This window comes from Caenimonas sedimenti (genome assembly GCF_007833165.1).
GTDB classification, from domain to species: domain Bacteria; phylum Pseudomonadota; class Gammaproteobacteria; order Burkholderiales; family Burkholderiaceae_C; genus Ramlibacter; species Ramlibacter sedimenti.
Genome location: NZ_VOBQ01000018.1, coordinates 83,249 through 109,086, shown reverse-complemented (window position 1 = coordinate 109,086; position 25,838 = coordinate 83,249). Strand labels below are relative to the sequence as shown.

Below are 25,838 nucleotides of genomic sequence, written 5' to 3'. Positions count from 1 at the left end.
ACCCACTGATCCGCCCCGCCGTCGTCAGAAGGCGCCTCCAAAACCGACCCATGCTGCGTATCTGTTTGTGAAACTCAACATCGTCCCGGCTCGCACCGGCATCCAATGGGTCAAATCCGGCGTCCAGACCTTCCTCAAGCAGCCGCTCGCGCTGGCCGGCCTGTTCTTCATGTACATGGCCGCCGTGCTCGTGGTGTCGCAGGTGCCCGTGCTCGGGCCTTTGCTGGCCGGCATGCTGGTGCCCGCGGCGACGCTGGGCCTGATGGCGGCCACCGCCGAGGCCGCCAAGGGACGCTTCCCGATGCCCTCGGTCCTGATCAGCGCGTTTCGGGCGGGGCGCCAGCAGGCCCGCGCCATGCTGGTGCTGGGCTTGCTGTACACCGGTGGTTCGCTGCTGGCCACCTTGATCGGCAGCTTGCTGGTAGGAGCCGGGCCGGTGCCCGCCCCTCCAGCCGCGGGCGCGGAGGCCACGCCGCAGATCGACGGCCGCACGCTGTTCATCCTCGCGCTCCACACACCGCTGCTGCTGGTGTTCTGGCATGCGCCGGCGCTGGTGCACTGGCATGGCGTGCCGCCGGTCAAGAGCCTGTTCTTCAGCGCCGTGGCGTGCTTCCGCAACTTCGGCGCGCTGCTGATCTACGGCATCACCTGGCTCGGGCTGTTCCTGGGCGTGGGGTTCGTGCTGAGCTCGATCGGCCTCATGTTCGGCGGCCTGGCCGTGGCGCGCAGCGTGATGATGCCGACCGTGCTGCTGCTGGTGGCGATGTTCTCCACCTCCATGTATTTCACCTTCCGTGACAGCTTCCTCGCAACCGACGACAACGATGAACCGGGCCCGCCCGCAGGAGAGACGACGTGAGCAATGAACGACACATGCTTCAGGGACGCACCGAGGAGGAAGTCTTCTGGTTCCGCCGGCGCAGCTTCCTGCAGGGCGCGGCCGCCTTCGTGGCGATGGGCGGCTTCGGCGCGGCCCTCGCGCAGCAGCGCAGCAACATCGTCGAACTGAAGGGCGACGCACAACTGAACGGCCAGCCCCTGCGCGCCGCCTCCGTCATCCAGACCGGCGACCGCATCGAGACCGGCCCGGGTTCGAACCTGGTGTTCGTCGTCGGCAATGCGTCCTTCCTGGTGCGGCAGAACTCGCGCATCACGGTGGAACGCGGCGAAACGCTGAACACGGTGAGCGTGCTGCGGATGGTCACCGGCGCCGTGGCCAGCGTCTGGGGCCGGGGCACCAGCCGCCAGATCATCACGCCCACGCTGACCGCCGGCATCCGCGGCACGGGCGTCTACACCGAAGTGTTTCCGGAGCAGGACTCACGCAGCTACTTCTGCAACTGCTATGGGGTGGTCGACGTCTCGGCCGGCCGCGAACGCGACCTGTCGCGCGCGGAATACCACCAGTCGTACTGGGGCGAAGCGCAACCCAAGGACGGCAAACTGCTGACCGCGGCCCCCCCGATCAACCACACCGACGAAGAGCTGGAGATGCTGGCACAGCTGGTGGACCAGCGCACGGCCTGGCAGATCACGGGGCGCAAGGGGCAGAAGGCTTCGGATGCGGGTGGTGGCAGCGGCTATGGGGCGGCCAAGCCGGCAGCGGGGGGGGCTCCTGCGGCTGGTGCGGCGCCTGCGAGCAGTGGCGGTGGTTATGGGGCGTCGCCGACTGGGGCGTATCGGTAACTCATCCCGTCATTCCCGCGGGGGCGGGAATCCAGGGCTTTCCGTCTCTCTGCATCGTCGCGGGCAAAGCCGCGCCCGGGCGGACTGCCCGATCGGTTAACTCCACTTATTTGGCATGAACTACCGCTGCGTCTTGCCGGAGGCGTTGAAGACCGTAGCCTCACAGTTTCTTGAGTTCGCCAATGGTGGAGCACAGGCCACAGTGGAACTCAAGGACGGTCGCGTGTTTCCGAGAGCGCTCATCTCGAATTCATCTGCAATCGTGGCCCTGCGAGGTTTCGATTCCCCTCCTTTTGGGTCTGACCAGATCGCGCGCGTGTACCAGACCGAAGATGACGCAAATCCGGAAGAGCGAGACGGCTGGAGGTATTGGGACAACTGGGCGTGACCACGCCGGCCATCGTGCTCTGACTCGCGGCCGCTGTCTGAACGCAGCGGCGCAGGGGCGAGTTCTGCAGGGAAGCCGCAGCGAAGCGGAGGCCGCCTTGCCTAGCGCGGCGCAGCCCGCCCGGGCGCGGCTTTGCCAGCGAGGATGAGAAAAGAAGGGAGCCCTGGATTCCCGCTTCGCGGGAATGACGAAGGCCCCTACTTCGCCGCCGCCTTGAACTCCCCGATCGCCTTCGCGAGCTCCTGGTACTCCGGGCACTCCTTGTTGCCGCAGATCTTCTCCAGCTCCGCCAGGTGCTGCTCCGCCTGCGCGGGGCGCTTCTCCATCAGGTAGGCCTGGCCGATGTACTCGTGCGCGCCCTTGTGGCGCGGGTCGAGCCGGAGCGCGATGTAGTAATGCTCGAAGGCCTTGGTGATGTCCGGGCTGGAGCGCTTGCGGTAGCTGTAGCCCATGAGGTTGTGCGCGTCGGCGTTCCGCGGTTCTTCACGCACCACCACGTTCAGCTCGCGCTGGGCGGTGCCGAAGTCCTTCGCGGCGAGCGCCTTGCGCGCGTTGGCCATGCGGTCGGCCGAAGTGACCTGCGGGACATTCGGGTTGCTGCCGGGGGTGTCGGCCGCCTGGGCGGCACAGCCGGCGGCGATCAGGGCCAGGGCCAGAAGCTGCTTTCTCATGGGTCTTCTCCTTGCGATGCGAGGTTGAGGTTGGGACCGAGTGTGGAAGCGGCGGCTGCGCGCGTCAACGGGATCGGCCTGCAATCACAAACGGCCGCCAGATCGCATTGGATGCAAACCAGCCGCCCGCATCGCAACTAAGTCACGCTTTTCAGGTTCCAGCGGCCATGTGCTGCAGCCGCTCGCCCATGCCCACGAGCAGCGGCCGCACTTCCTCCAGCAGGAACTCGCGCGAAAGATTGACACCGGCCCCGCCGCAGTTGATGGCCATGATGCTGCGCCCCGTGGGCGGGCGGAAGGCCACGGCGACGGCGTTGACGTGCGGCTGCCATTCGCCGAACGAGGTGCAGCAACCCAGGCGCCGGTACTCTTCCAGGGCGCGGTCGACGCCCGCGTCGATCCGTGGCCACAACTCGGGATTCCGGTCGCGCACTTTCTGCAGCAGGTCGTTGCGCTCGCCGTCACTGCACAGCGCCAGGTAGGCGCGTCCCATGGCGGTGGTGGCGATCGGGATGCGCGAGCCGACGTCGAGGCTGAGCGTCAACGCCGACTCGCTGCGGCAGTTCTCCACGTAGATCATCGACGTGCGGTCGCGCATGCCGAGGGACACCATGGCCTGCGAGTGGTCGGCCAGCTCCTGCATCAACGGCCGGGCGACGGCGCGCATGTCCATCCGCGCGAGCATGGTGCTGCCCAGCGCCAGCACCGCGCTGCCCAGGCGGTAGCCAGTGGCGCCGGTCGCGTCCTGCGCGTGCTCCAGGTAACCCAGCTTCGTCAGCGTGTACGTCAGGCGCGAGATCGTGGACTTGGGCAGGCCGCTGCGCTTCGCGAGCTCCTGGTTGCCGAGCATGCGGTCGCGCGAGCGGTACGCGCTCAAAACGTCGAGACCGCGCGCGAGCGCCGTGACGAAGTGGCGGTCGGCCTTGGCGTTGATGGGGCGGCGGGCGGCGGGGGCGATGGCGGTCGCGGACTGCGGGGGCATTTGGCTGGACTCCTCGTTCTGCATCTCAGAACCAAAACTCTAGCTGAACTCGCCGCTCTGCCATAGAGGCCAGGAGTCGCCGGGGCTACAGGGACCACAACTCCGCTCGGCTTCAGGGTTCTGCAATGCGAAAATCGTGTTGGGCGCCGGCCAGAGAATGGTGTCGCCAAGCCGGTAGAGAACTAATGGATTCACGTTGTTTTTTGATTGGATGCCACTGGACCGCCACGGTACAGTCCGTTCAACTCACGCTCGCAAATGGCCAAACCACCCTCGAAACCAGGCTCCCCCAAACGCCCGCGGACCGCGCTCGACCTCCCTTACGAGCCCGGTGACCTGATCCCGAAGCCCGACGTGGTCGAACGCTCGGGCGATTCCGCGTGGGCGATGTTCAATGAGCTGCAGGACCAGCAGGACCGCAAATTCGCGGACACCGTTCCTGGCGGCGTCGGGATTCCGTTCGCGCCGTCCACGCAGGACCCGGCGTATGCGCCGACCAAGCCCATGGGCTTGCCGAGCACCAAGGACGGCGAGCGGCCCGTGGCGGCGCCGAAGGTCACGCTGGACTTCGTGATGGTCGAGGCACGCCGCAAGAACCGCGTCTGCCCGCGGCCGCGCCGCTGGCAACAGCTGTACGACATGCTGCCGAACAAGCAGGTGGTCAACGGCATGCCGCATCCGCCGGCACCCATCGTCGGAGCCGCCTGGAATGCCGTCGCGCCCCTCGGCAAGCGCCTTTGCTTCCGCGAACACCTCGAGTGGGCGGAGAAGCAGGGGAAGCTGGTGGAAGTGTTTGCCCTGATCCAGTCCTTGACTGAAGAAGAGTGGTTCCACATGGAAGACGCCTAGGCGTTTTCCACTCCGGCGTCAGTTCACCGGCGTCAGCTTCGCCACCGAGAGCGCCAGCCACTTGGCGCCATGCCGCGGAAACTGGATGTGCGCGCGCGCGTCCAGGCCCTGCCCTTCGAGCGTCAGCACGGTGCCTTCGCCGAACTTCGTGTGGAAGACCTTCATGCCCTGCCGCAAACCGTGGGTAGGCTCGGCCTTCTGCACGGGCACGGGCGGGCTGGCGATGGATTCGCGCTGGTAGCCGCCGCGGGTCGAGGGGTAGCCCATGCCATAGCCGAACGCGGAGCCGCCGAAGTTCTGGTTCTTCGGCGTCAGCCACTTCACCGCGTGCTCCGGCAGCTCCTCGAAGAAGCGGCTCTTGACGTTGTAGCGGGTCTGCCCGTGCAGCAGGCGCGTCTGCGAGTAGCTCAGGTAGAGGCGCTTGCGCGCGCGCGTGATCGCCACGTACATCAGGCGCCGCTCTTCCTCCAGGCCTTCGTAGTCGGACATCGAGCGTTCGCTCGGGAACAGGCCCTCCTCCAGTCCGGTGACGAAGACGCAGTCGAACTCCAGTCCTTTGGCGGAATGGACGGTCATGAGCTGCACGGCTTCCTGGCCGGCGTTCGCCTGGTTGTCGCCGGATTCGAGCGCGGCATGGGTCAGGAAGGCCGCCAGCGGCGACAGTGTTTCCCCCGTCTCGGCATCCGGCGGCACGTAGTCCGGCGCCGGCTCGTGCACCTCCGGCAGGCTCGGGTCCAGCCCCTGGCTCGCCGGTGACTGGCGCAGGATCGCCCCGCCGCCCAGTTCGTCCACGGGCAGGGCCACGGCATCACGGCCGAAACCTTCCTGCGTGACGAAGCTCTCCGCCGCGTTCACCAGTTCTTCGAGGTTCTCGACGCGGTCGGCGCCGTCGCGCTCGGCCTTGTAGTGATCGAGCAGGCCGCTTTGCTGCAGCATCACTTCCATGATCTCGCGCAGGGTCAGGCCTTCGGTCTGGGCGCGCATGGTGTCGATCTTCGCCACGAAGGCGGCCAGGTTCGCGCCGGCCTTGCCGGTGGTGGCCGTCACCGCATCGTGCAGCGAACAGCCGACGGTACGCGCCGCATCCTGCAGCTGCTCGACCGATCGCGCGCCGATGCCGCGCGCCGGAAAGTTGACGACGCGGATGAAGCTGGTGTCGTCGTTCGGGTTCTCCAGCAGCCGCAGGTACGACAACGCGTGCTTGATCTCGGCCCGTTCGAAGAAGCGCAGGCCGCCGTAGACGCGGTACGGCACCGCGGCGTTGAACAGCGCCGTCTCGATCACCCGGCTCTGGGCGTTGCTGCGATAGAGCACGGCCACTTCGTTGCGGGACACGCCTTCGTCGGGCCCGCCGCCGCGCACCACGTGGCGGATCTCCTCCACCATCCACTGCGCCTCGGCCATGTCGGTCGGCGCTTCGTAGATGCGCACCGGTTCACCGGCGCCCTGGTCGGTGCGCAGGTTCTTGCCCAGGCGCGTCTTGTTGTTCGAGATCAGCTGGTTGGCGGAGTCGAGGATGTTGCTGTAGCTGCGATAGTTCTGCTCCAGCTTGATCTGGTGCCGCACCGAGAACTCGCGCACGAAGTCGGCCATGTTGCCCACGCGCGCCCCGCGAAAGGCGTAGATGCTCTGGTCGTCGTCGCCGACGGCGAAGACGCTGTTCCCCGGGCCGGCGAACATCTTGATCCACGCGTACTGCAGCTTGTTCGTGTCCTGGAACTCGTCGATCAGGATGTGATGAAAGCGCCGCTGGTAGTGCTCGCGGATCGGGTCGTTGTCGCGCAGCACCTCGTAAGCGCGCAGCATCAGCTCGGCGAAGTCCACCACGCCCTCACGCTGGCACTGCTCCTCGTAGAGCTGGTAGATCTCGACCTTGCGCCGGTCTTCCTCCGACTTCACCTCCACCATGTTCGGGCGCAGGCCGTCCTCCTTGCAGCCGGCGATGAACCACTGCAGTTCCTTCGCCGGGAAGCGCTCCTCGTCGACGTTGTGCTGCTTCATCAGCCGCTTCACGGCCGACAGCTGGTCCTGCGTGTCGAGGATCTGGAAGGCTTGCGGCAGCGCGGCCAGCTTGTAGTGGGCGCGCAGGAAGCGGTTGCACAGGCCGTGGAAGGTGCCGATCCACATGCCGCGCACGTTGACGGGCAGCATCGCGCCCAGCCGCGTCATCATCTCCTTGGCGGCCTTGTTGGTGAAGGTGACGGCCAATACGTTGCCTGGGCCGATCTGGCCGGTGGCCAGCAGCCAGGCGATGCGGGTGGTCAGCACGCGAGTCTTGCCGGAGCCCGCCCCGGCGAGAATGAGCGCGTGTTCGTTGGGCAGCGCGACCGCGGCCCGCTGTTCGGGGTTGAGGTTCTGTAAGAGCGGGGAGCTGTCGGCGACTTCTGGGAACATGGGCCATTGTAGGAAAGGACTCGAATGCCGACTGCCGGGCTGAAGCGGATCGCCGCGGGATTGCTGACACTGGTGCCTTTGGGAAGCTGGGCGCTGTGCACCAGCGATGGCGTGGCGCAGCCGCAAGCCGTGCTGGAGCGCTTCATCAGCGCCGACTGCGACACCTGCTGGGCGGATCCGGCCACGCCGGGCGCCGCGGCCAACGCGCTGGCACTGGACTGGGTGCTGCCGGGTGGCAGGGGCGACGACGCCCCGCTCTCGGCCGTGGCCAGCCGCGACGGGCTGGACCGGCTCGCGGCCCTGCGCCAGCCAGTGCCCCCGGCGTCCGCCGCGCACACCAGCTTGCGCAAAGGCGCCGGCGCGCGGGTGCGGGTGGCGCAGGGCAACGCCTTCAACGATTACGTCGGTGCATCCATCGAACTGAAAGGCGGCGGCCGATGGGATGCATGGCTGCTGCTGGTGGAAGAACTTCCGGCCAGCACCGAAGGCAGCCCGGTGGCCCGCAACCTGGTTCGCAATGTCTTCCGGCCCGACTGGGACCGTCCGGACCGCGGCGGGCGCACGGGCGCCGGATTGGCCGAAACGCGCGCGATGCAGATTCACCAGGGGGCGCAGCCCGACCGCTTACGGCTGGTGGCACTGGTGCATGACCGGTCGGGCCGCCTGGCCGCCGCCACCATGACCAGTTGCAAGCCCTGATTGGCCCGCGTCCGGAATTTTTCTTCACGAACCCAAACCCCGTTCGTCCGCGTGGCTCGTATGAGCATGGGAACCACCTGGAGGACACCATGCGAAGACTCTTGCGCCCGCTCGCGGCGCTGGCCCTGACCTTCCTGGGCGCGGCCGCGTCCGCGCTCTCGCCCCCGCCACCACCGTTCAAGCCGCCAACCAACTGGCAGCCGCCGGCCATCGTCGTGCCCATGCCGGGCCAGCAGGCCATTCAGCTGCGTTCGGTGCAGATCCGCGCGACCCTCGCCGCGGGCCAGGCCCAGACCGAAGTCGAGATCGTGCTGTTCAACCCCAATCAACGGCAGTTGGAAGGCGAGCTGCAGTTCCCGCTGCTGGAGGGCCAGGTGGTGACCGGCTTCGCGCTGGACGTGAATGGCCGCCTGCGCGACGCCGTGGCCGTGCCCAAGGCGCGCGGCCAGGAGATCTTCGAGGACATCCGGCGCCGCCGCGTCGACCCGGGCCTGCTCGAGGCCACGGCCGGCAACCAGTACAAGCTGCGCGTCTACCCGCTGCCGCCGCGCGGCGAACGCCGCGTGCTGTTGACCATCGCCGAGACGCTGCCGCGGCACGCCGCCGGAGCACTGCTGCGCCTGCCGCTGGAATTCGGCGCGCCGGTCGAGGCGCTGGACGTGTCCGTGGCCGCACCCGGCGCGACGGCGCGCGAAGTCACGCTGGTGGGCGGTCCCGCCGGTGTCACGCCGAACTCCATCCAGTCCAGCCAGGACGGCTCCGCCCTGCGCTTCACGCGGCAACGCTGGGAAGCCCCGCGTGGCCCGGCGGGCTGGCTGCAGGTGGCGCTGCGCGAGCCGGACCGGCCGCAGCTGATGCGCGGCGAATCGGGCGGCGCGCGCTACTTCTCGGGGCTGCTCCCCTTGCGCGATGAGCCGGTGCGGCGCCCTGAACCCAAGCACATCGCGCTGGTGTGGGACGCCTCCGGCTCCGCCGCGCAGCAAGCCCGCGTGCTGCCGGTGCTGGACGCCTGGTTCGGCGCGCTGCGCCAGCCGGTGCAGGTCAGCCTGCTGGTCGTGCGCAACCGGGTCGAGCCGGTCCGGCATTTCACGGTCTCGCCGGGCGGTTTCGCGGCGCTGGCGGATGCCCTGAAGCGCGAACCCTTCGACGGGTCGAGCAACTTCGACGATCTGCCGATTCCGTCCGGCGTCGATGCCACACTGCTGGTGAGCGATGGCCTGGCCACCGACGGCCAGCGGCTGATCAACTACCGCGGCACGGCCCCGCTCTTCGCGATCAACGGCGCGACCGCGGCGGATGTGCCGCGCCTCACCCGCCTGGCCGAGCGCACGGGCGGCGCCTATGTGGACGCCGCCGCACTGGCGCCGGCGCAAGCCGCACGCGTGATGCTGATGCACGGCTGGCGCATCGAGCGGCTGCACAGCCTGGTGGCGGACGACCTGGTCGCGCCCTCGCTCGCGGTGCGCGATGGCCGCATCGCCCTCGCCGGCCGCCTGATCGACGACGGCGGTGTGGTGGAAGTGGCCCTGACGCATCCCGACGGCCGGCGTCGCACGCTGCGCACGCGTTTGCCCGGCACGGACACCGGCCGGCGCTGGCCCGGCCAGCAATGGGCGCAATGGCGCAGCGCGCAGCTGGCGGACAACGCGGTGTCGCATGCGGGCGAGCTGCGCCGCATCGCCGCCGAACACGGCATCGCCGGGCCCAACAGCTCGCTGATCGTGCTGGAGCTGGCTTCGGACTACGCGCAATACGACCTGCCGGCACCGCCGGAACTCGCCGCCGAGGTGGCGCAGCTGCGCCAGCAGCGGCAGGGGCAGCAGCGCGCGACCCAGCAGGCGCACCTGGAACAGATGGTGCGCCAGTTCGAGGCGCGCCAGCGCTGGTGGGAGCGCGACTTCCCCAGGGAAGAGCAGGTCAAGAAGGAGCAGGCGGCGGCGTCCACCCAGGCGGCGCTCGGCGAAGCGAAGCTGCGGCGCGACGCGTCACCGCCACTGCCCGCCATGCTTGCGCCGGCTGCGCCCGCCGGGCCGCCGATGGAGTCGCGGGCGGGAGCCTCCCGCGCAGCCGCGGCAGCGCCTGCCTCGCGCATGCAGCAACTTGCGGCTGACTCGGCGGCGCCGGCGCCCGCCCAGGCTTCCGCACGCATCGCCCTCCAAGCGTGGATCCCGGATGCCGCCTACCTGCGCCGCCTCGCCGACGCACCCGACGGCGACCTCTACGCCGCCTACCTGGACGAGCGCCGCGAAAACGCGGCCAGCAGCGCCTTCTTCATGGACGCCGCGGGCCTGTTCCTGCAGCGCGGCCAGCCCGAACTGGGATTGCGCGTGCTGTCGAACCTGGCCGAGATGAACCTGGAGAACCGCCAGTTGCTGAGGCTGTACGCCTATCGCCTGGTGCAGGCACGCCGGCATGCGCTGGCGGTGCCCGTGTTCGAACGCGTGGCCACGCTGGCGCCGAACGAACCGCAATCCTGGCGCGACCTGGCGCTGGCCCAGGCGGATGCGGGCCAGCCGCAACGCGCGGTCGATCACCTGTGGCAGGTCGTGTCGCGGCCCTGGCACGGGCGCTTCGCGGGCATCAACATGATCGCGCTGGCCGAACTGAACGCGCTGGCGACCCAGGCGCAGGCCACGGGCCGTCCGCTGGACCTCTCGCGCGTCGACCCGCGCCTGCAGCGCAACCTGCCCCTGGCGCTGCGGGTGGTGCTGGCCTGGGACACCGACGACACCGACATGGACTTGTGGGTGACAGACCCGAATGGCGAGGTGGCGAGCTACGGGCGTCCGCTCACGCGCCAGGGCGGCGCGATGAGCCCCGACGCCACGGGTGGCTACGGCCCCGAGGAATTCGCCTTGAAGCAGGCCAGGCCCGGCAAGTACGTGGTGCAGGCGCAGTTCTACGGGCACCGCCAGCAGGCGCTGTCCGCCGGCACGACGGTGATGGTGCGGGTGACGACCGGCTTCGGCACGCCGGCGGCGCGCGACGAATGGCTCACCGTGCGGCTCACCCGGGGCAGCGAGACGGTGCGGCTGGGGGAAATCGAAGTGCAATAGGCCCCATACGAAAGGCCGGATAACCCTACCGGCTGCGAACGCCTAGAATCAGTCACCGGGCCCAAGCATTTGTGGCCCGGTTTTTCTTTGGCGCGCCCGCGCCGGAGCTTGCCGGGTCCCTGTCCAAGCGCTCACCCTCAAGGAGCCTGGAATGGAAATCTTCGACTACGACAACGTCCTCCTGCTGCCGCGCAAGTGCCGCGTGCAGAGCCGGTCCGAATGCGACGCCGGCGTGGAACTCGGCGGGCGGCGCTTCAAGCTGCCCGTGGTGCCGGCCAACATGAAAACCGTGGTGGACGAAAAGATCTGCCTCTGGCTGGCGCAGAACGGCTACTTCTACGTGATGCACCGCTTCGACCTCGACAACGTCGCCTTCGTGCGGCGCATGCGCGAAGCGGGCGCCTACGCGTCCATTTCGGTGGGCGTGAAGCAGGCGGATTACGACGTGGTCGACCAGCTGGCGGCCGCAGGCCTCGTGCCGGAGTACGTGACCATCGACATCGCGCACGGCCATGCCGACACGGTGAAGAACATGATCACGCACCTCAAGGCGAAGCTGCCCAATGCCTTCGTGATCGCCGGCAACGTGGGCACGCCGGAAGCCATCATCGACCTGGAGAACTGGGGCGCCGACGCCACCAAGGTCGGCATCGGCCCGGGCAAGGTTTGCATCACGCGCATGAAGACGGGCTTCGGCACCGGTGGCTGGCAGCTGTCGGCGTTGAAGTGGTGCGCCCGCGTGGCGACCAAGCCGATCATCGCGGACGGCGGCATCCGCGAGCACGGCGACATCGGCAAGAGCATCCGCTTCGGCGCCACCATGGTGATGGTGGGCAGCATGCTGGCGGGCCACGAGGAGTCGCCCGGCGAAACCGTCGTCGTCGACGGCAAGCGCTTCAAGGAATACTACGGCAGCGCCTCGGACTTCAACAAGGGCGAGTACAAGCACGTGGAAGGCAAGCGCATCCTCGAGCCGGTGAAGGGGCGCCTGCCCGACACGCTGCGCGAGATGGAGGAAGACCTGCAAAGCGCCATCAGCTATTCCGGCGGCACCAGGCTGATGGACATCCGCAAGGTGAACTACGTGATCCTGGGTGGGGACAACGCCGGCGAACATCTATTGATGTGAGACGGCGTTTTGCTGTGACTCGCGGGGGAGCATCTGCTGATGTGAAAAAGGGGCCGACTGGCCCCTTTTCTTCTCGATCCGATGGATCAGCCCTTCGGCGGGTCCTTCTCGAACCAGCTGTCGGTGGCCGAGCGCTCCCACGCCGCGATCTGCTTCTGGGCGTCTTCCTTGGCCACGCCATAGCGTTCCTGGATGCGGCCCGCCAGTTCGTCGCGACGGCCGGCGACGACCGTGAGGTCATCGTCGGTCAGCTTGCCCCACTGGGCCTTGGCCTGCCCCTGGACTTGTTTCCAGTTGCCTTGGATGCGGTCCCAGTTCATGGTCACAACGCCTTGCGGCCGCTGATGACGCGCAACAGCACGACCACGATGGCGATGACCAGCAGGACGTGGATCAAGCCACCCGCGCTGACGGAGGTGACCAGGCCCAGGGCCCAGAGGATGACGAGGACGACGGCGATGGTGTAGAGCATGATGTTTCCTTACTTGGCGATCTGGTTGCCGATGACGCCGCCGATGGCCGCGCCGCCCAGGGTCCCGCCGACGCTGCCGCCGGTGAGAACTGCGCCGGCGACACCACCGATGGCGGCGCCGCCGACGGTGCTCTGGTCACGGTGGGACATGCCCGCGCAGCCGCTGAGGGTGGCGACTGCGAGAACAGCGATGGCGAGGGACGTGCGAATCGAATTCGTTTGCATGGTGGATCTCCTGGATCGGGTGGCCCGGCAAGACATTCACCAGGACGTTGACCTCAGCCAACCCGTTCAGGATGAGTCATGCGGTGCCCACGCGGCGTACGCGGAGAGACCGATGAGCTGTAGGACGTACGGCTGACCTGCGCCGCGGTCAGGCGCGCAGCAACTGCAGCGCCAGCTGGTGCAAGCGCTCCCCCGGCGTCACCAGCGCATCCAGCACGCTGAAGTGGTTGCGCCCCAGCACCGGCTCGCACACCGGCACCCGTTCCGCTCCCCAGGCCTGCTGGATCAGGCGGTTCTGCCGGATGTATTCCTCGCTCTCGTCGCCCCCCGTGACGGTGTAGAGCGTGCCGTGCGGCGGCGCGGGCAGCCGCGCGGGGCTGGCTTGCGCCACCTGCTGCGGGGTGAGCTTCAGGTCACCCTGCAGGAAGGGTGACTTCATGATCGGCTCCAGATCGTGCAGCGCGGAAATGGCCAGTGCACTGCGCACCACGTCCACCGGCAAGGCCTGGTCGTGCCGCTTCCACTGGCAGGCCAGCATCATGGTCGCGAGCTGGCCGCCCGCGGAGTGACCGGCCACGGTGATGCGCCGGGGATCGCCGCCGAACGGCGCGATGTTGGCGCAGGTCCAGGCCACGGCACGCACCATCTGCAGGGTGATCTGCGGAATGGTGACCGCCGGAGCCAGCGCGTAGTTGGGGACGACAACGCAGGCGCCAGCGGCCGTGAACGGCGGCGCCACGAACGAGTGGTCGCGCTTGTCGAGCGCGCGCCAATAGCCGCCGTGGATGAAGACCAGCACAGGCGCGCCCGAAGTCGCCCCGGGAAAGACATCCAGTGTTTCACCAGGCTCGCCGCCGTAGGCGATGTCGAGCTTGCAGGGAAGGTCTGTCCGCGCCTGCGCGGAGGCAGCCGCCCACCGCGCCAGGTAGTCCGCCGTGTCGGCCACCCGCGCGCGGTTGTTGTACATGCTGTCGTGCCAGGCGCCGTCTTGCTTGCTCATTGCCGTTCCATGGTGTGCGGCGGCATCTTGGCACAGGCCCAGCCTGGCGGTTGACACGGCCGTACTCTGTATACAGAATGCGAACCATGCCCGCCCAACTGGTCCAGCTCGAAGCCGCGCCCGACCTCGTCGAACGCGTCTATCGCAGCCTGCTCGACGCCATCTGCGAAGGCTCGCTGGCGCCCGGCCAGCGGATCACGCAGGAAGACATCGCGCAGCAGCTGGCCGTCTCACGCCAGCCGGTGCTGCAGGCCCTGCGCCTGCTGAAGAAGGACGGCTTCGTGCACGACGCCCCGGGGCGCGGCCTGCAGGTGGCGGCGCTCGACAGCGCCTGGATGCAGAAGGTCTACGAGGTGCGCGGCGCGCTGGATGCGCTGGCCGCCCGCCTGGCGGCGGCGCGCAAGGTGAAACTGGACCCGCACCTCATCGAACAGGGCCGCAAGGCCGCGCGCGGCCGCAACGTGATGGCCATGATCGACGCCGACACCGCTTTCCACCAGGCCATCTACGAAGCCGCCGGCAACCCGCTGATCGAGCAGAGCGCGCAGTTGCATTGGCGCCACCTGCGGCGCGTGATGGGCGCCGTGCTGCAGCAGGCCCGGCAGCGCGAAGCGGTGTGGGACGAACACGAGGCGATCGCCAGGGCCATCGCCTCGGGCGACGGCGGCCGCGCCGCGAAATTGATCGAAGAGCACAGCCGCCGCGCCAGCGACAACCTGGGCGCGCGGCTGGACGTCGTATTGAAGACCCAAGGAGACAAGTCGTGAAGCGAAAGGCGAGGGGCCCCAGCTTTGCTGGGGATCGACTCGCGCAACGACTTGATCTGGGCGACGCCCGTATCTATGAAAACCAAACGCCGTAAGGAGCCCACCATGAGACTCACCAAGGAGCAACTCGAACAGTTCGACCGCGAGGGCTACCTGTTCTTCCCCGGCCAGTTCACACCGGAGGAGACCCGCACCCTGACCGCCGCCGTCCCCGAGCTGTACAGCCGCCGCGAGGCCTACAACGTGCGGGAGAAGGACAAGGAAGCGGTGCGCACGAACTTCGCGGCGCACATGTACAGCGAGCCTTTCGCCCGCCTCGCGCGCCACCCCCGCATGATCCAGCCCGTGATGGACCTGTTCGACGAACAGCTCTACATGCACCAGTTCAAGATCAACGGCAAGATGGCCTTCGAGGGCGACGTCTGGCAATGGCACCAGGACTACGGCACCTGGCTGAACGACGACATGATGCCGACGGAGCGCGCAATGAACGTCGCCATCTTCCTGGACGACGTCAACGAGTACAACGGCCCGCTGATGTTCATCCCCGGCAGCCACAAGAAGGGCGTGGTCGAGGCGAAGCATGACCTGACGACGACGAGCTATCCGCTGTGGACCGTCGACAACGACCTGATCCGCCAACTGGTGGACCGCGCCGGCGGCAAGCAGGGCGGCATCGTTTCGCCGAAGGGGCCCGCCGGCTCCATGATCCTGTTCCACAGCTGCCTGGTGCACGCGTCCACCAGCAACCTGTCGCCCTGGAACCGGGTGAGCGTGTACCTGAGCCTGTGCGCGGTCTCGAACCACATCCGCCGCTTCAAGCGGCCGGAGTACATCGCGCATCGCGACTTCACGCCGATTGAAGTGCTGCCCGACGATTGCCTGTTGAAGCCCTACCCGGTGGACCTGCCGTGGAAGAACGGCATGCCGGCAAGTGCACTGGCGACGACGAGCGAACCGTTCGACCAGATCCGGAAGGCCGCCTGAGATGTCGTTGCATGCTCAACTGCAAAAGCGCGCCGCCGAAGGCAAACCCATCCGCGTCGGCCTGATCGGCGCCGGCAAGTTCGGCTCGATGTACCTGGCGCAAGCGCCGCGCACGCCGGGCGTTCACCTGGCGGCCATCGCTGACCTTTCGCCCGACAATGCACGCGCCAACCTGGCGCGCGTCGGCTGGAAGGCCGAACGCTCGCAAGCCTCGTCGATCGAGGAAGCCCTGAAGACGGGCGCCACCCATGTGGGCACCGACTGGCAGGCGCTGGTGCGCCATCCGGCGATCGACGTGGTCGTCGAATGCACGGGCCATCCCATTGCCGCGGTGGACCACTGCCTGGAAGCCTTCAGCAACGGCAAGCACGTGGTGAACGTGACCGTCGAAGCCGATGCGTTCTGCGGGCCCCTGCTCGCCCGCAAGGCGGCGGACGCCCGCGTCCTCTATTCGTTGGCCTTCGGCGACCAGCCGGCGCTGATCTGCGACCTGGTGGACTGGGCCCGCACCTGCGGCTTCCCGGTTGTTGCAGCAGGCCGCGGCCACAAGTGGTTGCCCCACTTCAGCGGGTCGACACCCGATACGGTCTGGGACAACTACGGCCTGACGCCGGAGCAGGCGCTGCGCGGCGGCCTCAACCCGAAAATGTTCAACAGCTTCCTGGACGGGTCCAAGCCCTCCATTGAGAGCACGGCCGTTGCCAATGCAACGGGGCTCACGGTGCCCAGCAACGGCCTGCTCTACCCGCCCGCCAGCGTCGAAGACATACCCTATGTCACCCGGCCCATCAGCGAAGGCGGCGTCCTGGAGCGCAAGGGCATGGTGGAAGTGATCTCGTCACTGGAGGCCAACGGTCGCAAGATCCCTTACGACATCCGCATGGGCGTCTGGGTGACTGTCGAAGCCGAGACGGAGTACATCAAGAACTGTTTCGAGGAATACAACGCGCACACCGACCCGAGCGGCCGCTACTTCACGCTCTACAAGCGCTGGCACCTGATCGGGCTGGAAGTCGGCATGTCGGTGGCCAGTGTCGCCCTGCGCGGCGAAGCGACCGGCGTGGCGACGTGCTGGAACGCGGACGTGGTGGCCACGGCCAAGCGCGACCTGGCACCGGGCGAACTGCTCGACGGCGAAGGCGGTTACACGGTCTGGGGCAAGCTGCTGCCGGCCGAAACCTCGGTGCGCCTGGGCGGCCTGCCGCTGGGCCTGGCGCACGACGTCAAGGTGGTGCGTCCCGTGAAAAAGGGCCAGAGCCTGTCGTGGAGCGACGTCGCGATGGACACCGCGACGCATGCTTACAAGATCCGCCGCGAGATGGAAGAGCGCTTCGCGCCGCCTGTGCTGAAAGCTGCCTGAAAGTAATCGCGGCGCCCGCGGCGCCATCATGGCCCTCTCACCTGGCAAGGAGCCGCCATGAAGATCGCCGTCCTGGGCACTGGAGCGATGGGATTCGCCTTGGCGCGCCGCCTGTGCGAGGCAGGCTTCGAGGTCCACGCCTGGAACCGCACCCGCCACAAGGCCGAGCGGCTGCTGCCCTTCGGCGCCCAGGTGCATGACAAGCCGGCCGGCGCCGTGCAATCCGCGGAGATCGTCATCGGCATGCTGGAAAGCGGGCCGGTGGTCGACGACGTGCTGTTCCGCCAGGGCGCGGCGGCCGCGATGGCGCGCGGGACGCTCTTCATCGACATGGCCTCCATCCAGCCGCGCGAGGCGCGTGAGCATGCGGCGCGACTGTCCGACTTCGGCGTGCAGCACCTCGATGCCCCCGTCTCTGGCGGAATCCACGGCGCGGAGACCGGCACGCTGGTCATCATGGCCGGCGGCAAGGCGGCGGACTTCGCGCGCGCGCAGCCGGTGTTCCAGGCCTTCGGCCGGGCGACGCATGTGGGGCCGCATGGTGCGGGCCAGCTGGCGAAACTCGCCAACCAGATGATCGTCGGGGTCACCATCGGCGCCGTGGCCGAGGCGCTGCTGCTGTGCGAACGCGGCGGCGCCGACATGGCGAAGGTGAAGGAAGCCATCACCGGCGGCTTCGCTGACAGCCGCATCCTGCAACTGCATGGCCAGCGCATGGTGGAGCGCAACTTCGCCTCGGGCGCCAAGGTGGCGATCCAGTTGAAGGACATGCGCAACGCGCTGGCGACGGCCGAGGAGATCGGTTTCGAAGCGCCAGTCACCGCGCTGTTCGAGAAGCTCTATGCGGAATCGGCCGAGCATGGCCTGCAGGACCTCGACCATTCCAGCCTGTTCGTCGAACTGGCGTCGCGCAACGGGATGAGCTGAGGGCCCGCCGGAAAGCTCCCGCAAGGTTTGCTAGAATATCGTTCGTTGTGGGGGGGTAGCTCAGCTGGGAGAGCGTCGCGTTCGCAATGCGAAGGTCGGGAGTTCGATCCTCCTCCTCTCCACCACAACACATCAGTTTTCAGACGTGGGTTCTTAGCTCAGTTGGTAGAGCAGCGGACTCTTAATCCGTAGGTCGTAGGTTCGAATCCTACAGGACCCACCACCACATCTTCCAGTGAAAAAGACAACGCCGGCCTTGTTGCCGGCGTAGTGCTTTTCGATGGCGACAGTTCGGTGACAGTTCCTCATCTCGTCACCCGCCGTCCTCGCGCACTCGCTTGACCCAGCTCAGCGCGGTGCAGGACCGCAGAGTGAATACCGCACAGGATCCGCGCGCAGTGGTTCATCGCGGTCGCGGCGCACCACCGGCACGATCCAGGCATGAAGACCCAGCCCAGTCGCGAAGACTTGCCCTGCCAGTTCGACGACTGGCCTGCCGTGCTGCGCCACTGTATGGCCAAGCGCCCCACCGAGGCGCGCACGGCTCAGTACCTCCGGCTCCTCTTCGCGCGCGGGTAGCCATGGCACTGCCTACCGCCCCGGGCCTCTACGACTTCCTGGACGCCGTGGGCGGGCCGCCGCAGCTGCTCCATGTGAGGGATGCCGACGGCGTTCTTGTGGCGCGCTTCCCGGTGCTCGGAAGCTATGAAGTGCCTGTCATCGATCTGATGGGCGAGTTTCGTCCAACTCTCCACGCACCGTGGGCTGCGCAGAGGGGCGGGCGGCCATAGAGCAGGTGGGATCGGTGACGGTTCCGGTGACTAAATCAGCGCTCGCAGTCGCTGCATCGCCGGAGCGAGGTGTTGGGGGTTGCGCCAGTAGCCACCCCATGGATCCGACTTGCGCGAGCGAAGGTAGGCGATCGCAGTGCTGACTGTCCAGTGGCCGCCGCTCCTGACTTCCGCCAACTGGTCCCAGGTGATGGGCATGCTGACCCCCATCCCGGGCCGTGCGCGCGCCGAGTACGCTTCCGCCGTGCTTTGCGACTGGCCGTTGCGGAGGTAGTCGACGAAGATGCGACCCATCCGGTTGCGGCCGCCGGACTTCGCCACGAAGAGTTGCGGCACGGCTTGGCCCAGGTGGGTCGCCACGGCTTCCGAGAACGACTTGACGGTGGGGTACTCCAGCTCGGGCTTCAGAGGCACGACGATGTGAAGACCCTTGCCGCCACTGGTCTTGAGCCAGGACGCCAGTCCAAGCTCCTGGAGCATCACCCGCACCAACTCCGCCGCCTGGCGCATCCGCGCCCAGGTGACGCCGTCGCCCGGGTCAAGATCGAAGATCACCCGGTCCGGCAGCTTGATCGCATTTGCAGTGCTGTTCCACGTGTGGATCTCGATGCAATCGAGCTGCGCGGCCCGCACGAGATCCTCCGCGCTCTCGAACGCAATGGCGGGCTCGTGTCCCCGCCACAACGCAGGATCGGTTCCACGGAGTCCCGCCATCCCTTGAGGGTGTTGCTGGAAGATTCGTTCACCTTCGATGCCCGTGGGGAAGCGCACGACGTAGGCATGCCGGCCCGCGAGGTACGGGAGCATCCACCGCGCGACCTGGGCGTAGTAGGTGGCCAGGTCGAGCTTCGTCAGGCCCGTGGAGGGGTCGATCACCCGCTCGCCGTGCGTGATGCGCAGCTTCCCCGGAGGCGCCACTGCCCTTGTTCTGGCCTTCGCAGGCCGCTCAGGCGCAACTTCCGCCGCCGGCTTGTCGTCAGGCTCCCGCAGCCCCTTGAACGATGCGTGCCGCAGGCTGCCGCCTTCGGGCCACTCGCTGTAGACGACCTCGCAGACCAGTTCAGGCCGCACCCAGGTTGCATGCGTGTCGTGGCCCGTGGGGCCTGCAAAGGGCCGCTTCGGCATGGACATCGCATCCAGTCGCTGGCGCAGGGCTGCGGACACCTTGCCTGTGTAGCCGGTGCCGACCTTCCCCGCGTACTGCAATATTCGGCCCTCATCGACGTAGCCGACCAGCAACGCCCCGATCCCGTTCGCCCGGGAGTCGTCCGGCCAGGTGAATCCGCCGATGACGAACTCTTGCCGCTGCGTGCACTTCAGCTTGATCCAGTCATCCGAGCGCCGATGCACGTAGGGGGAGCCTCTGCGCTTGCCGATGACGCCCTCCAGGCCCAGGCGGCAAGCGGAGTCCAGCAGGTCCGCGGCCTTGCCCTCGATCTCCTGGCTGAATCGCAACCGGTCGGTCTCCTGCAGCACCTCCTGCAGCCTGCGGCGGCGTTCTTCGACGGGCACCTGCCGCAAGTCGTGGCCGGCCAGAAAGGGGGCGTCGAAGAGGTAGAAAACGATGTCGGCATTGGCGCCGCTCTCGATGGCGTTCTGCAGGCCGTTGAAGGTCGGCATCCCGGTTCCGTCGAGCAGCACCATTTCGCCGTCGTACCAGCCAACGGGCAGCTTCGCGGCCATCAGCGCGGCGCGCAGGGTCGGGAAGCGCGACGTCCAGTCGTTGCCGCGCCGGGTGAGGATTCGCACATCGGGCCCATCCACCCGGGCCAGCATGCGGTACCCGTCGTACTTGATCTCGTACAGCCAGTCGCCTGCGGGTGGCTTGCTCACCAGCGTGGCAAGTTCGGGCTCCAGCGTGGCGGGAAGGGGCGAGAGGGGTGCGCGCGAGTGCTTCGAAGTCACGCTGCCCGTGCCCACGCGAGCGGGGCCTACGCGCCTGGGGGCCTGTTCCGGTTCCGCCCTGGCCTTTGGTTTCGCCACCATCGCGGCCTCTTTCGCGAAGCTGAACAAGCATGGTGAGCGCTTTGCCAAGGCCCGCTGGTAGGACGCGATTGATCGCGCCTGTCTGCAAGCCGCGCGAACCTGGCCCGAGTGGCCCCGGCCCTCACCGGCCCAAAAGCCCTCAAGCGCCGATCGCTTCCACCCGCCACTGGACACAGAGGCTGCAAGCCTCCCCCGTCCCCAGCACCCTCAGGCCGGGCCGCCCCGGCAGATGGAACGCATCGATCGGCTGGGTGATGGGCTCGAAACAGAACGCGGGCCCTTGCGGCGGACGGTAGACCAGGCAGAAGTGCCGGTCCGCCCCGCCGTCCTGCTCGAAGTCCGGCATGCGCATCGTGAGCTGCAACCCGAGTTCCGGCCAGGCGATGCGGGCCTGGCCGCCCCAGCCGGTGAACCCGTTGTCGATCAGTGAGCCCCAGGCTTGCATCCCCTCGTTGAGGTTCCAGCCTTCGGGGAAAACTGTCGTGTGCGCAGTCGGCAGCGGATCGTCACCGCACAACCAGACGCCCTTGACCGGCGTGGTGATGCGTGTGTTCTCTGTTCGCGGAAACCACGGGTGCAGGCCCAGACCAAAAGGCAAGGGGTCGGATCCGAGGTTGCGAACCTGCAGCTCCTGGTCGAGCCCGCCTTCCACCAGGCGGAAGGTCTGCGTGGCTTCGTACTCGTAGGGATTGCCGTCGAAGCGGCGCGACTCGAGCGTCATGACCATCGTGTCGGGCGCCGGCTGTGCCAACTGCCACGGCTGCAGCCAGCCGTCGCCGTGAATCGGGTACGGCTCGCCGGCGCGATTGGGGCGCATCGGGTGAGACGTCCCCTCGTGCGTGAAGCCGCCGCCGCTGATGCGGTTGGACCACGGCACCATGGCGAACGACGCCAGACGGTAGAGATCCGGCGTGGCACCGTCCCAGGGCCGCCACAAGTCCAGCGGGCCTTGCGGGCGGTCCAGTTGCCAGGCGGCCACGGAGCCGCCGAGCGAGGGGACGAGCCCCAGGCGCTGGCCGGCATGGTGCAGCCAGGTGATGGGGTGCGTGGAGGATGTCGACATCAACCGCGAAAGGAATGAGCGGGGGTGCCGGGGCCATCGACGCGCACAGCGAACAGCCCGCCCGCCAGCGGTTGCGCATCCAACTGCGCCGGTGTGAGGCCCGTGCGCGCAGTCGTGATGAAAAGTGTCCGCAGGTCCGGCCCGCCGAAGGCGCAGTTGGTCACGTTGCTCACGGGCAGCGCTACGCGGCAGAGTTCGGCGGCGCTCGCGGAGTCGTGGCAGCTGACGCAGGCTCCGCCCCAATGCGCGATCCAGATGCGGCCGGCAGCATCGGTGGTCATGCCGTCCGGCACGCCATCTCCTGGTGCGAAGCTGTGCCACAAGCGCTTGTTGGAGAGCGTTCCACTCGCCGCGTCGAAGTCATAGGCATGGACATGGCCTTTGACCGTGTCGTTGAAGTAGAGCGTGGTGCCGTCGGCCGACCAGGTCGGGCCGTTGGTCACGGCGAAGTCGTCGTCCTGCTTCGAGCAGGCGCCACCGGGGTCATAACGGTAGAGCGCGCCGGTGGGTGCCACGCAGTCGAAGTCCATCGTCCCGGCCCAGAAGCGCCCTTGCGCGTCGCACTTGCCGTCGTTGAAACGATTGCCGGGCAGCGCTTGCTCGGGCTGGTGCAGGTAGCGTGGTTCGCCGCCTTCCGAAGGGTCGAACAACGCGAAGCCCCGGCGCAGCGTCACGATGAGTCCCGGGTGTCCGGCTCTTTCCGCGAGTGCCGAGATCTCTTCCGCGAAGCGCCATTGAGCCGTGGCCCCGGTCGCCGGATCGAAGCGATGCAGCCGGCAGCCGAGGATGTCCACCCAGTAGAGCGCCTGTTCGCGCACGGACCACAGCGCGCCCTCACCGAGCAGCGCCGCTGCGGGCAGGACGCACCGGGGAGTGCCGACGGTGGGGGCGGGCAAGTTCGTGCGCACTCCATCTCCAGGAAAGTTCAGGTCCGTCCAGCTGCGAATGGCCGCCACTTGACGCGACGGATGATATCCACGCATAGTCATGCTTGAAAGTCAAATTTTTGGCATAGTTACATATCGAAATTGCAATGTCACATTCGCTCACCACTCCAACATCCCGGGCCGCGCCGCAGGGCGCCTCCCTTTCGATGTTCCCCAGCCTCAAGGGCCGGGCCGTCTTCGTCACCGGCGGCGGCAGCGGCATCGGCGCGGCCATCGTCGCGGCGTTTGCCGAACAAGGCGCGCGCGTCGCCTTCATCGACGTGGCGCGCGAAGCCAGCGAAGCGCTGGCGGGACGGCTGGCCGACGCGGGACATGAACGCCCGTGGTGGCGCATTTGCGACGTGCGCGACGTGGCGGCGCTGCAGTCCGCAATCGCCGACGCCGCCAATGCGCTGGGCGACTTCTCGGTGCTGGTCAACAACGTGGCGAGCGACGACCGCCACACGCTGGAGTCGGTGACCGCCGAGTACTACGACGAACGCATGGCGATCAACGAGCGTCCGGCCTTCTTCGCCATCCAGTCGGTCGTGCCGGGCATGCGCCGGCTCGGCGCGGGCTCGGTCGTCAACCTGGGCTCGACGGGCTGGCAGGGCAAGGGGGCCGGCTACCCCTGCTACGCCATTGCCAAGTCGTCGGTGAACGGCCTGACGCGCGGGCTGGCCAAGACGCTGGGCCAGGACCGCATCCGCATCAACACGGTGTCACCCGGCTGGGTCATGACCGAGCGGCAAATCAAGCTGTGGCTCGACGCGCAAGGTGAAGAGGAACTCAAGCGCAACCAGTGCCTGCCGGACAGGTTGATGCCGCACGACATCGCGCGCATGGTCCTGTTCCTGGCGTCCGACGACGCCGCGATGTGCACCGCGCAGGAATTCAAGGTCGACGCCGGCTGGGTCTGACAGCGGTCACGGAGCGCCTCAGTCCGCCTCCAGCTTGCGCCCGTACAGCGTGAGGCTGGCGGCCTTCAGTGCCCGCATCATCACCTTGGCCGCCGGCGACGGGAGCCGGTCGGTGCGGGTGATGATGCCGAAGGCGTCCATCTGGCAGGGCATCTCCAGCGGCAGGATGGCCACCATGCCGTGCGAAGCGTAGTAGCGCGCGACATCGGCCGCCAGTACCGCCACCATGTCGCTCTGCTGCAGCATCCGCGTGATGAAGAGCAGCGCGGCCGTTTCGATCACGTTGGCCGGCGGTGCCAGCCCGGCGGCGCGGAACATCAGGTCGAAGCGGTGCCGCAACACGCTGCCGGCGGGCGGCACGATCCAGCCGTTCGAAACCACGTCGCGCAAAGTCACACCGGCCATGCCGGCCAGCGGATGCCCGGGCCGCGCGACGGCCAGCACCAGTTCCTCGACCAGCGGCTCGTAGCGCAGGTTCGATTTGTCGTGTTCGGCCATGACGCGAGCGACCAGGATGTCCAGCTTGCCCTGCTCCAGCCGCTCGACCAGCACGGGGCTGGTCTCGATGTCGAGCGAGATCCGCAGGCTCGGCTGCTCGCGCTTGACGATCGCCATCGCCGGCGGCAGCAGCGCCAGTCCGGGCGACGTGATGGCGCCGACGCCGACCTGGCCGAAGCGGCCCGCCTTCAGGGCGGTCAGCTCATCGTTGGCCTGGTTCAGGTTGGTCAGCACCATGCGGGCGTGCCGGATCATGCTTTCCCCATACCAGGTCGGCTGCATCCCGCGCGGCAGGCGCTCGAACAGCTGCACCTCCAGCACGTCCTCCAGCTCCTTGAGCATCTTGGAGGCGGCGGGCTGCGTGATGTTGAGCACCTGCGCCGCGCGATGGATGTTGGCCTCCTCATCCAGTGCCACCAGCAGCAGCAGTTGCCGCGTCTTCAGGCGCGCGCGGATGAACCAGTGGTTGTAGGTCGTCATGGCAGGGTTTGTCCCCGATGTCCGGATTGATATCTATTTTGCCGAAAAAACCATTGGTTCGATTCCTTTCTTGAACCTAGACTCGCGCCGCATCAGAAGGAAGGTTGCGTTTGAGAGTCCACGAGCTGAAGCAGAACGCGCGGCAATACATCAACGGCCGATGGGAAACGAGCGGCACCACCGGCATCAGCCGGAACCCCTCGGACACCCGCGAAGCCGTGGCGGAGTTCGCCCGGGCCGACCGCAGCCAGGCCGAACTGGCCATCCGCGCCGCCAACGAAGCCCTGCCCCAATGGAGCCACAGCGGGCCGCAGCGCCGCGCCGACGCGCTCGACCAGATCGGCACCGAACTGCTGGCGCGCAAGGACGAACTGGGCAACCTGCTGGCGCGCGAGGAGGGCAAGACCCTGCCCGAGGCCATCGGCGAAGTGGCCCGCGCCGGCAACATCTTCAAGTTCTTCGCTGGTGAAGCCCTGCGCATCGGCGGCGAGACCCTGGCCTCGGTGCGGCCCGGCGTCCAGGTCGAGGTCACGCGTGAACCGGTCGGCGTGGTCGGGTTGATCGCACCCTGGAACTTCCCCTTCGCCATTCCGGCCTGGAAGATCGCGCCCGCCCTGGCCTACGGCAACACCGTGGTGTTCAAGCCGGCCGAATCGGTGCCGATCTGCGGCTGGGCGCTGGCCGAGATCATCAGCCGCTCGACGCTGCCCGCGGGCGTGTTCAACCTGGTGATGGGCAGCGGCCGCGAGGTCGGACAGACCTTCGTCGACAGCCCGCTGGTCCACGCGCTGAGCTTCACCGGCTCCGTCGCCACGGGCGAGCGCATCCTGCAGGCCGCGTCGGCCCGCCGGGCCAAGGTGCAGCTCGAAATGGGCGGCAAGAACCCGCTGGTGGTGCTGGCCGACGCCGACCTGGACCAGGCCGTCGACTGCGCGCTGCAAGGCGCCTATTACTCGACGGGCCAGCGCTGCACCGCATCCAGCCGCCTGATCGTGGAAGACGCCGTGCACGACGCCTTCGTGGCGCGCCTGCGCCATCGGCTGGTCGCGCTCAAGGTCGGCCATGCCCTGGACCGCGACACGCAGATGGGCCCGGTGGCCGACGCGGCCCAGCTCGCGCAGAACCAGACGTACATCGAAATCGCGCGCAACGAAGGCGCCGAGCATGTGTGGGGTGGCGAGCTGCTGGAGCGGCCGACGCCGGGCCACTACATGAGCCCCGCCCTGTTCCTGGCCAAGCCCGAACATCGCGTCGCACGCGAGGAAATCTTCGGGCCCGTGGCCTGCGTCCTGCGTGCCGACGACTACGAGCATGCGCTGGCGCTGGCGAACGATACCGAATTCGGCCTGTGCGCCGGCATCTGCACCACGTCGCTCAAGCAGGCCACGCACTTCAAGCGCCACGCACAGGCCGGCATGGTGATGGTCAACCTGCCCACCGCCGGCGTCGATTTCCACGTGCCCTTCGGCGGCCGCAAGGGCTCCAGCTACGGCCCGCGCGAGCAGGGCCGCTACGCCGCCGAGTTCTACACCACCGTCAAGACCGGCTACACGCAGGCCTGATGGCGGCCACCGCATTCTTT

Annotated in this window: 26 protein-coding genes and 2 tRNA genes; 17 read left to right on the top strand and 11 right to left on the bottom strand. The window is 67.8% G+C overall.

Translation table 11 applies throughout. The features are described from left to right. Positions 1 to 67 precede the first annotated feature (67 nt). The 3 genes from FN976_RS22120 to FN976_RS22110 all read left to right on the top strand — a co-directional run bounded on the left by FN976_RS22120 (position 68) and on the right by FN976_RS22110 (position 2,074). A complete protein-coding gene (locus FN976_RS22120; RefSeq protein WP_145895242.1) occupies positions 68 to 859 on the top strand; it encodes a BPSS1780 family membrane protein in 792 nt (263 codons plus the stop codon). After that, a complete protein-coding gene (locus FN976_RS22115) occupies positions 856 to 1,686 on the top strand; it encodes a FecR family protein (protein WP_255440709.1) in 831 nt (276 codons plus the stop codon). The genes FN976_RS22120 and FN976_RS22115 overlap by 4 nt, the downstream gene beginning before the upstream one ends. A gap of 115 nt (positions 1,687 to 1,801) precedes the next feature. Beyond that, the gene (locus FN976_RS22110; protein WP_145895241.1) at positions 1,802 to 2,074 is read left to right on the top strand and encodes a hypothetical protein; all 273 of its coding nucleotides are present in this window, start codon (positions 1,802 to 1,804) and stop codon (positions 2,072 to 2,074) included. A gap of 197 nt (positions 2,075 to 2,271) precedes the next feature. On the opposite strand, the gene FN976_RS22105 is transcribed toward FN976_RS22110, so the two are convergent. Beyond that, positions 2,272 to 2,745, bottom strand: coding sequence for a tetratricopeptide repeat protein (locus FN976_RS22105; RefSeq protein ID WP_145895240.1), 474 nt, complete (start codon positions 2,743 to 2,745; stop codon positions 2,272 to 2,274). Positions 2,746 to 2,896: 151 nt separating this feature from the next. Then, positions 2,897 to 3,727, bottom strand: coding sequence for an IclR family transcriptional regulator (locus FN976_RS22100; protein ID WP_145895239.1), 831 nt, complete (start codon positions 3,725 to 3,727; stop codon positions 2,897 to 2,899). Positions 3,728 to 3,985: 258 nt separating this feature from the next. Here FN976_RS22100 and FN976_RS22095 point away from each other — a divergent pair, with 258 nt between their 5' ends. Beyond that, positions 3,986 to 4,576, top strand: coding sequence for a hypothetical protein (locus FN976_RS22095; RefSeq protein WP_145895238.1), 591 nt, complete (start codon positions 3,986 to 3,988; stop codon positions 4,574 to 4,576). Positions 4,577 to 4,594: 18 nt separating this feature from the next. Here the strand turns inward: FN976_RS22095 and FN976_RS22090 are convergent, their stop codons facing one another. Further along, the gene (locus tag FN976_RS22090) at positions 4,595 to 6,970 is read right to left on the bottom strand and encodes a UvrD-helicase domain-containing protein (protein ID WP_145895237.1); all 2,376 of its coding nucleotides are present in this window, start codon (positions 6,968 to 6,970) and stop codon (positions 4,595 to 4,597) included. Positions 6,971 to 6,994: 24 nt separating this feature from the next. Here FN976_RS22090 and FN976_RS22085 point away from each other — a divergent pair, with 24 nt between their 5' ends. From FN976_RS22085 to FN976_RS22075, 3 genes are all read left to right on the top strand, one after another. Continuing rightward, positions 6,995 to 7,669, top strand: a complete 675-nt coding sequence (locus FN976_RS22085; protein WP_255440708.1) for a hypothetical protein — start codon at positions 6,995 to 6,997, stop codon at positions 7,667 to 7,669. Positions 7,670 to 7,758: 89 nt separating this feature from the next. Further along, complete coding sequence (locus FN976_RS22080; protein WP_145895236.1) at positions 7,759 to 10,725, top strand: DUF2135 domain-containing protein; 2,967 nt, start codon at positions 7,759 to 7,761, stop codon at positions 10,723 to 10,725. A gap of 151 nt (positions 10,726 to 10,876) precedes the next feature. Continuing rightward, positions 10,877 to 11,854, top strand: a complete 978-nt coding sequence (locus tag FN976_RS22075; RefSeq protein ID WP_145895235.1) for a GMP reductase — start codon at positions 10,877 to 10,879, stop codon at positions 11,852 to 11,854. Between the two features lie 86 nt (positions 11,855 to 11,940). Here the strand turns inward: FN976_RS22075 and FN976_RS22070 are convergent, their stop codons facing one another. The 4 genes from FN976_RS22070 to FN976_RS22055 form a co-directional block, all read right to left on the bottom strand. Then, the gene (locus tag FN976_RS22070; RefSeq protein ID WP_145895234.1) at positions 11,941 to 12,174 is read right to left on the bottom strand and encodes a CsbD family protein; all 234 of its coding nucleotides are present in this window, start codon (positions 12,172 to 12,174) and stop codon (positions 11,941 to 11,943) included. A gap of 2 nt (positions 12,175 to 12,176) precedes the next feature. Next, on the bottom strand, positions 12,177 to 12,326 hold the full coding sequence (locus FN976_RS22065; RefSeq protein WP_145895233.1) for a lmo0937 family membrane protein: 150 nt from the start codon (positions 12,324 to 12,326) through the stop codon (positions 12,177 to 12,179). 9 nt (positions 12,327 to 12,335) lie between these two features. Beyond that, a complete protein-coding gene (locus tag FN976_RS22060) occupies positions 12,336 to 12,551 on the bottom strand; it encodes a YMGG-like glycine zipper-containing protein (protein ID WP_145895232.1) in 216 nt (71 codons plus the stop codon). Between the two features lie 148 nt (positions 12,552 to 12,699). Continuing rightward, entirely contained in the window at positions 12,700 to 13,551 is an 852-nt protein-coding gene (locus tag FN976_RS22055) for an alpha/beta hydrolase (protein ID WP_145895231.1), read from the bottom strand. Positions 13,552 to 13,637: 86 nt separating this feature from the next. Between FN976_RS22055 and FN976_RS22050 the strand changes: the two genes are divergently transcribed. The 8 genes from FN976_RS22050 (at position 13,638) to FN976_RS28985 (ending at position 18,383) form a co-directional block, all read left to right on the top strand. Continuing rightward, positions 13,638 to 14,318: a GntR family transcriptional regulator gene (locus tag FN976_RS22050; protein WP_145895230.1), complete on the top strand. Its 681-nt coding sequence runs from the start codon at positions 13,638 to 13,640 to the stop codon at positions 14,316 to 14,318. Between the two features lie 105 nt (positions 14,319 to 14,423). Further along, a complete protein-coding gene (locus tag FN976_RS22045) occupies positions 14,424 to 15,305 on the top strand; it encodes a phytanoyl-CoA dioxygenase family protein (RefSeq protein WP_145895229.1) in 882 nt (293 codons plus the stop codon). A gap of 1 nt (position 15,306) precedes the next feature. Beyond that, the gene (locus FN976_RS22040) at positions 15,307 to 16,665 is read left to right on the top strand and encodes an NAD(P)H-dependent oxidoreductase (RefSeq protein WP_145895228.1); all 1,359 of its coding nucleotides are present in this window, start codon (positions 15,307 to 15,309) and stop codon (positions 16,663 to 16,665) included. Positions 16,666 to 16,722: 57 nt separating this feature from the next. Then, a complete protein-coding gene (locus FN976_RS22035; RefSeq protein ID WP_145895227.1) occupies positions 16,723 to 17,592 on the top strand; it encodes an NAD(P)-dependent oxidoreductase in 870 nt (289 codons plus the stop codon). A gap of 49 nt (positions 17,593 to 17,641) precedes the next feature. Further along, positions 17,642 to 17,717, top strand: a tRNA-Ala gene (locus FN976_RS22030). 22 nt (positions 17,718 to 17,739) lie between these two features. Continuing rightward, positions 17,740 to 17,815: transfer RNA gene (locus FN976_RS22025), tRNA-Lys, on the top strand. Between the two features lie 218 nt (positions 17,816 to 18,033). After that, the gene (locus FN976_RS28990) at positions 18,034 to 18,171 is read left to right on the top strand and encodes a hypothetical protein (RefSeq protein ID WP_186511091.1); all 138 of its coding nucleotides are present in this window, start codon (positions 18,034 to 18,036) and stop codon (positions 18,169 to 18,171) included. A gap of 2 nt (positions 18,172 to 18,173) precedes the next feature. After that, positions 18,174 to 18,383: a hypothetical protein gene (locus tag FN976_RS28985; protein WP_186511089.1), complete on the top strand. Its 210-nt coding sequence runs from the start codon at positions 18,174 to 18,176 to the stop codon at positions 18,381 to 18,383. Positions 18,384 to 18,413: 30 nt separating this feature from the next. Here the strand turns inward: FN976_RS28985 and ligD are convergent, their stop codons facing one another. The 3 genes from ligD to FN976_RS22010 form a co-directional block, all read right to left on the bottom strand. Next, entirely contained in the window at positions 18,414 to 20,288 is a 1,875-nt protein-coding gene (gene ligD, locus FN976_RS22020; protein ID WP_186511087.1) for a DNA ligase D, read from the bottom strand. Positions 20,289 to 20,508: 220 nt separating this feature from the next. Then, the gene (locus FN976_RS22015) at positions 20,509 to 21,432 is read right to left on the bottom strand and encodes an aldose 1-epimerase (RefSeq protein ID WP_145895225.1); all 924 of its coding nucleotides are present in this window, start codon (positions 21,430 to 21,432) and stop codon (positions 20,509 to 20,511) included. Further along, entirely contained in the window at positions 21,432 to 22,340 is a 909-nt protein-coding gene (locus FN976_RS22010) for an SMP-30/gluconolactonase/LRE family protein (RefSeq protein ID WP_255440707.1), read from the bottom strand. Before FN976_RS22010 ends, FN976_RS22015 begins: the two co-directional genes overlap by 1 nt. A gap of 125 nt (positions 22,341 to 22,465) precedes the next feature. On the opposite strand from FN976_RS22010, the gene FN976_RS22005 reads away from it, so the two are divergent. Further along, complete coding sequence (locus FN976_RS22005; protein WP_145895224.1) at positions 22,466 to 23,278, top strand: SDR family NAD(P)-dependent oxidoreductase; 813 nt, start codon at positions 22,466 to 22,468, stop codon at positions 23,276 to 23,278. Positions 23,279 to 23,296: 18 nt separating this feature from the next. On the opposite strand, the gene FN976_RS22000 is transcribed toward FN976_RS22005, so the two are convergent. Further along, positions 23,297 to 24,256, bottom strand: coding sequence for a LysR family transcriptional regulator (locus FN976_RS22000; protein WP_145895223.1), 960 nt, complete (start codon positions 24,254 to 24,256; stop codon positions 23,297 to 23,299). 110 nt (positions 24,257 to 24,366) lie between these two features. Between FN976_RS22000 and FN976_RS21995 the strand changes: the two genes are divergently transcribed. Next, positions 24,367 to 25,818, top strand: a complete 1,452-nt coding sequence (locus tag FN976_RS21995; RefSeq protein WP_145895222.1) for an aldehyde dehydrogenase family protein — start codon at positions 24,367 to 24,369, stop codon at positions 25,816 to 25,818. Positions 25,819 to 25,838 lie beyond the last annotated feature (20 nt).

Bases quoted from the DNA above. Each gene is read 5' to 3' on its own strand.
- FN976_RS22055 (WP_145895231.1), bottom strand. From the start codon at position 13,551: ATGAGCAAGCAAGACGGCGCCTGGCACGACAGCATGTACAACAACCGC.
- FN976_RS22110 (WP_145895241.1), top strand. From the start codon at position 1,802: ATGAACTACCGCTGCGTCTTGCCGGAGGCGTTGAAGACCGTAGCCTCA.
- FN976_RS22090 (WP_145895237.1), bottom strand. From the start codon at position 6,970: ATGTTCCCAGAAGTCGCCGACAGCTCCCCGCTCTTACAGAACCTCAAC.
- FN976_RS22005 (WP_145895224.1), top strand. From the start codon at position 22,466: ATGTCACATTCGCTCACCACTCCAACATCCCGGGCCGCGCCGCAGGGC.
- FN976_RS22100 (WP_145895239.1), bottom strand. From the start codon at position 3,727: ATGCCCCCGCAGTCCGCGACCGCCATCGCCCCCGCCGCCCGCCGCCCC.
- FN976_RS22045 (WP_145895229.1), top strand. From the start codon at position 14,424: ATGAGACTCACCAAGGAGCAACTCGAACAGTTCGACCGCGAGGGCTAC.
- FN976_RS22050 (WP_145895230.1), top strand. From the start codon at position 13,638: ATGCCCGCCCAACTGGTCCAGCTCGAAGCCGCGCCCGACCTCGTCGAA.
- FN976_RS22035 (WP_145895227.1), top strand. From the start codon at position 16,723: ATGAAGATCGCCGTCCTGGGCACTGGAGCGATGGGATTCGCCTTGGCG.
- FN976_RS22080 (WP_145895236.1), top strand. From the start codon at position 7,759: ATGCGAAGACTCTTGCGCCCGCTCGCGGCGCTGGCCCTGACCTTCCTG.
- FN976_RS22060 (WP_145895232.1), bottom strand. From the start codon at position 12,551: ATGCAAACGAATTCGATTCGCACGTCCCTCGCCATCGCTGTTCTCGCA.
- FN976_RS22095 (WP_145895238.1), top strand. From the start codon at position 3,986: ATGGCCAAACCACCCTCGAAACCAGGCTCCCCCAAACGCCCGCGGACC.
- FN976_RS22075 (WP_145895235.1), top strand. From the start codon at position 10,877: ATGGAAATCTTCGACTACGACAACGTCCTCCTGCTGCCGCGCAAGTGC.
- FN976_RS22040 (WP_145895228.1), top strand. From the start codon at position 15,307: ATGTCGTTGCATGCTCAACTGCAAAAGCGCGCCGCCGAAGGCAAACCC.
- FN976_RS22000 (WP_145895223.1), bottom strand. From the start codon at position 24,256: ATGACGACCTACAACCACTGGTTCATCCGCGCGCGCCTGAAGACGCGG.
- FN976_RS22105 (WP_145895240.1), bottom strand. From the start codon at position 2,745: ATGAGAAAGCAGCTTCTGGCCCTGGCCCTGATCGCCGCCGGCTGTGCC.
- FN976_RS28990 (WP_186511091.1), top strand. From the start codon at position 18,034: ATGAAGACCCAGCCCAGTCGCGAAGACTTGCCCTGCCAGTTCGACGAC.
- FN976_RS22065 (WP_145895233.1), bottom strand. From the start codon at position 12,326: ATGCTCTACACCATCGCCGTCGTCCTCGTCATCCTCTGGGCCCTGGGC.
- FN976_RS22015 (WP_145895225.1), bottom strand. From the start codon at position 21,432: ATGTCGACATCCTCCACGCACCCCATCACCTGGCTGCACCATGCCGGC.
- FN976_RS28985 (WP_186511089.1), top strand. From the start codon at position 18,174: ATGGCACTGCCTACCGCCCCGGGCCTCTACGACTTCCTGGACGCCGTG.
- FN976_RS22070 (WP_145895234.1), bottom strand. From the start codon at position 12,174: ATGAACTGGGACCGCATCCAAGGCAACTGGAAACAAGTCCAGGGGCAG.
- FN976_RS22085 (WP_255440708.1), top strand. From the start codon at position 6,995: ATGCCGACTGCCGGGCTGAAGCGGATCGCCGCGGGATTGCTGACACTG.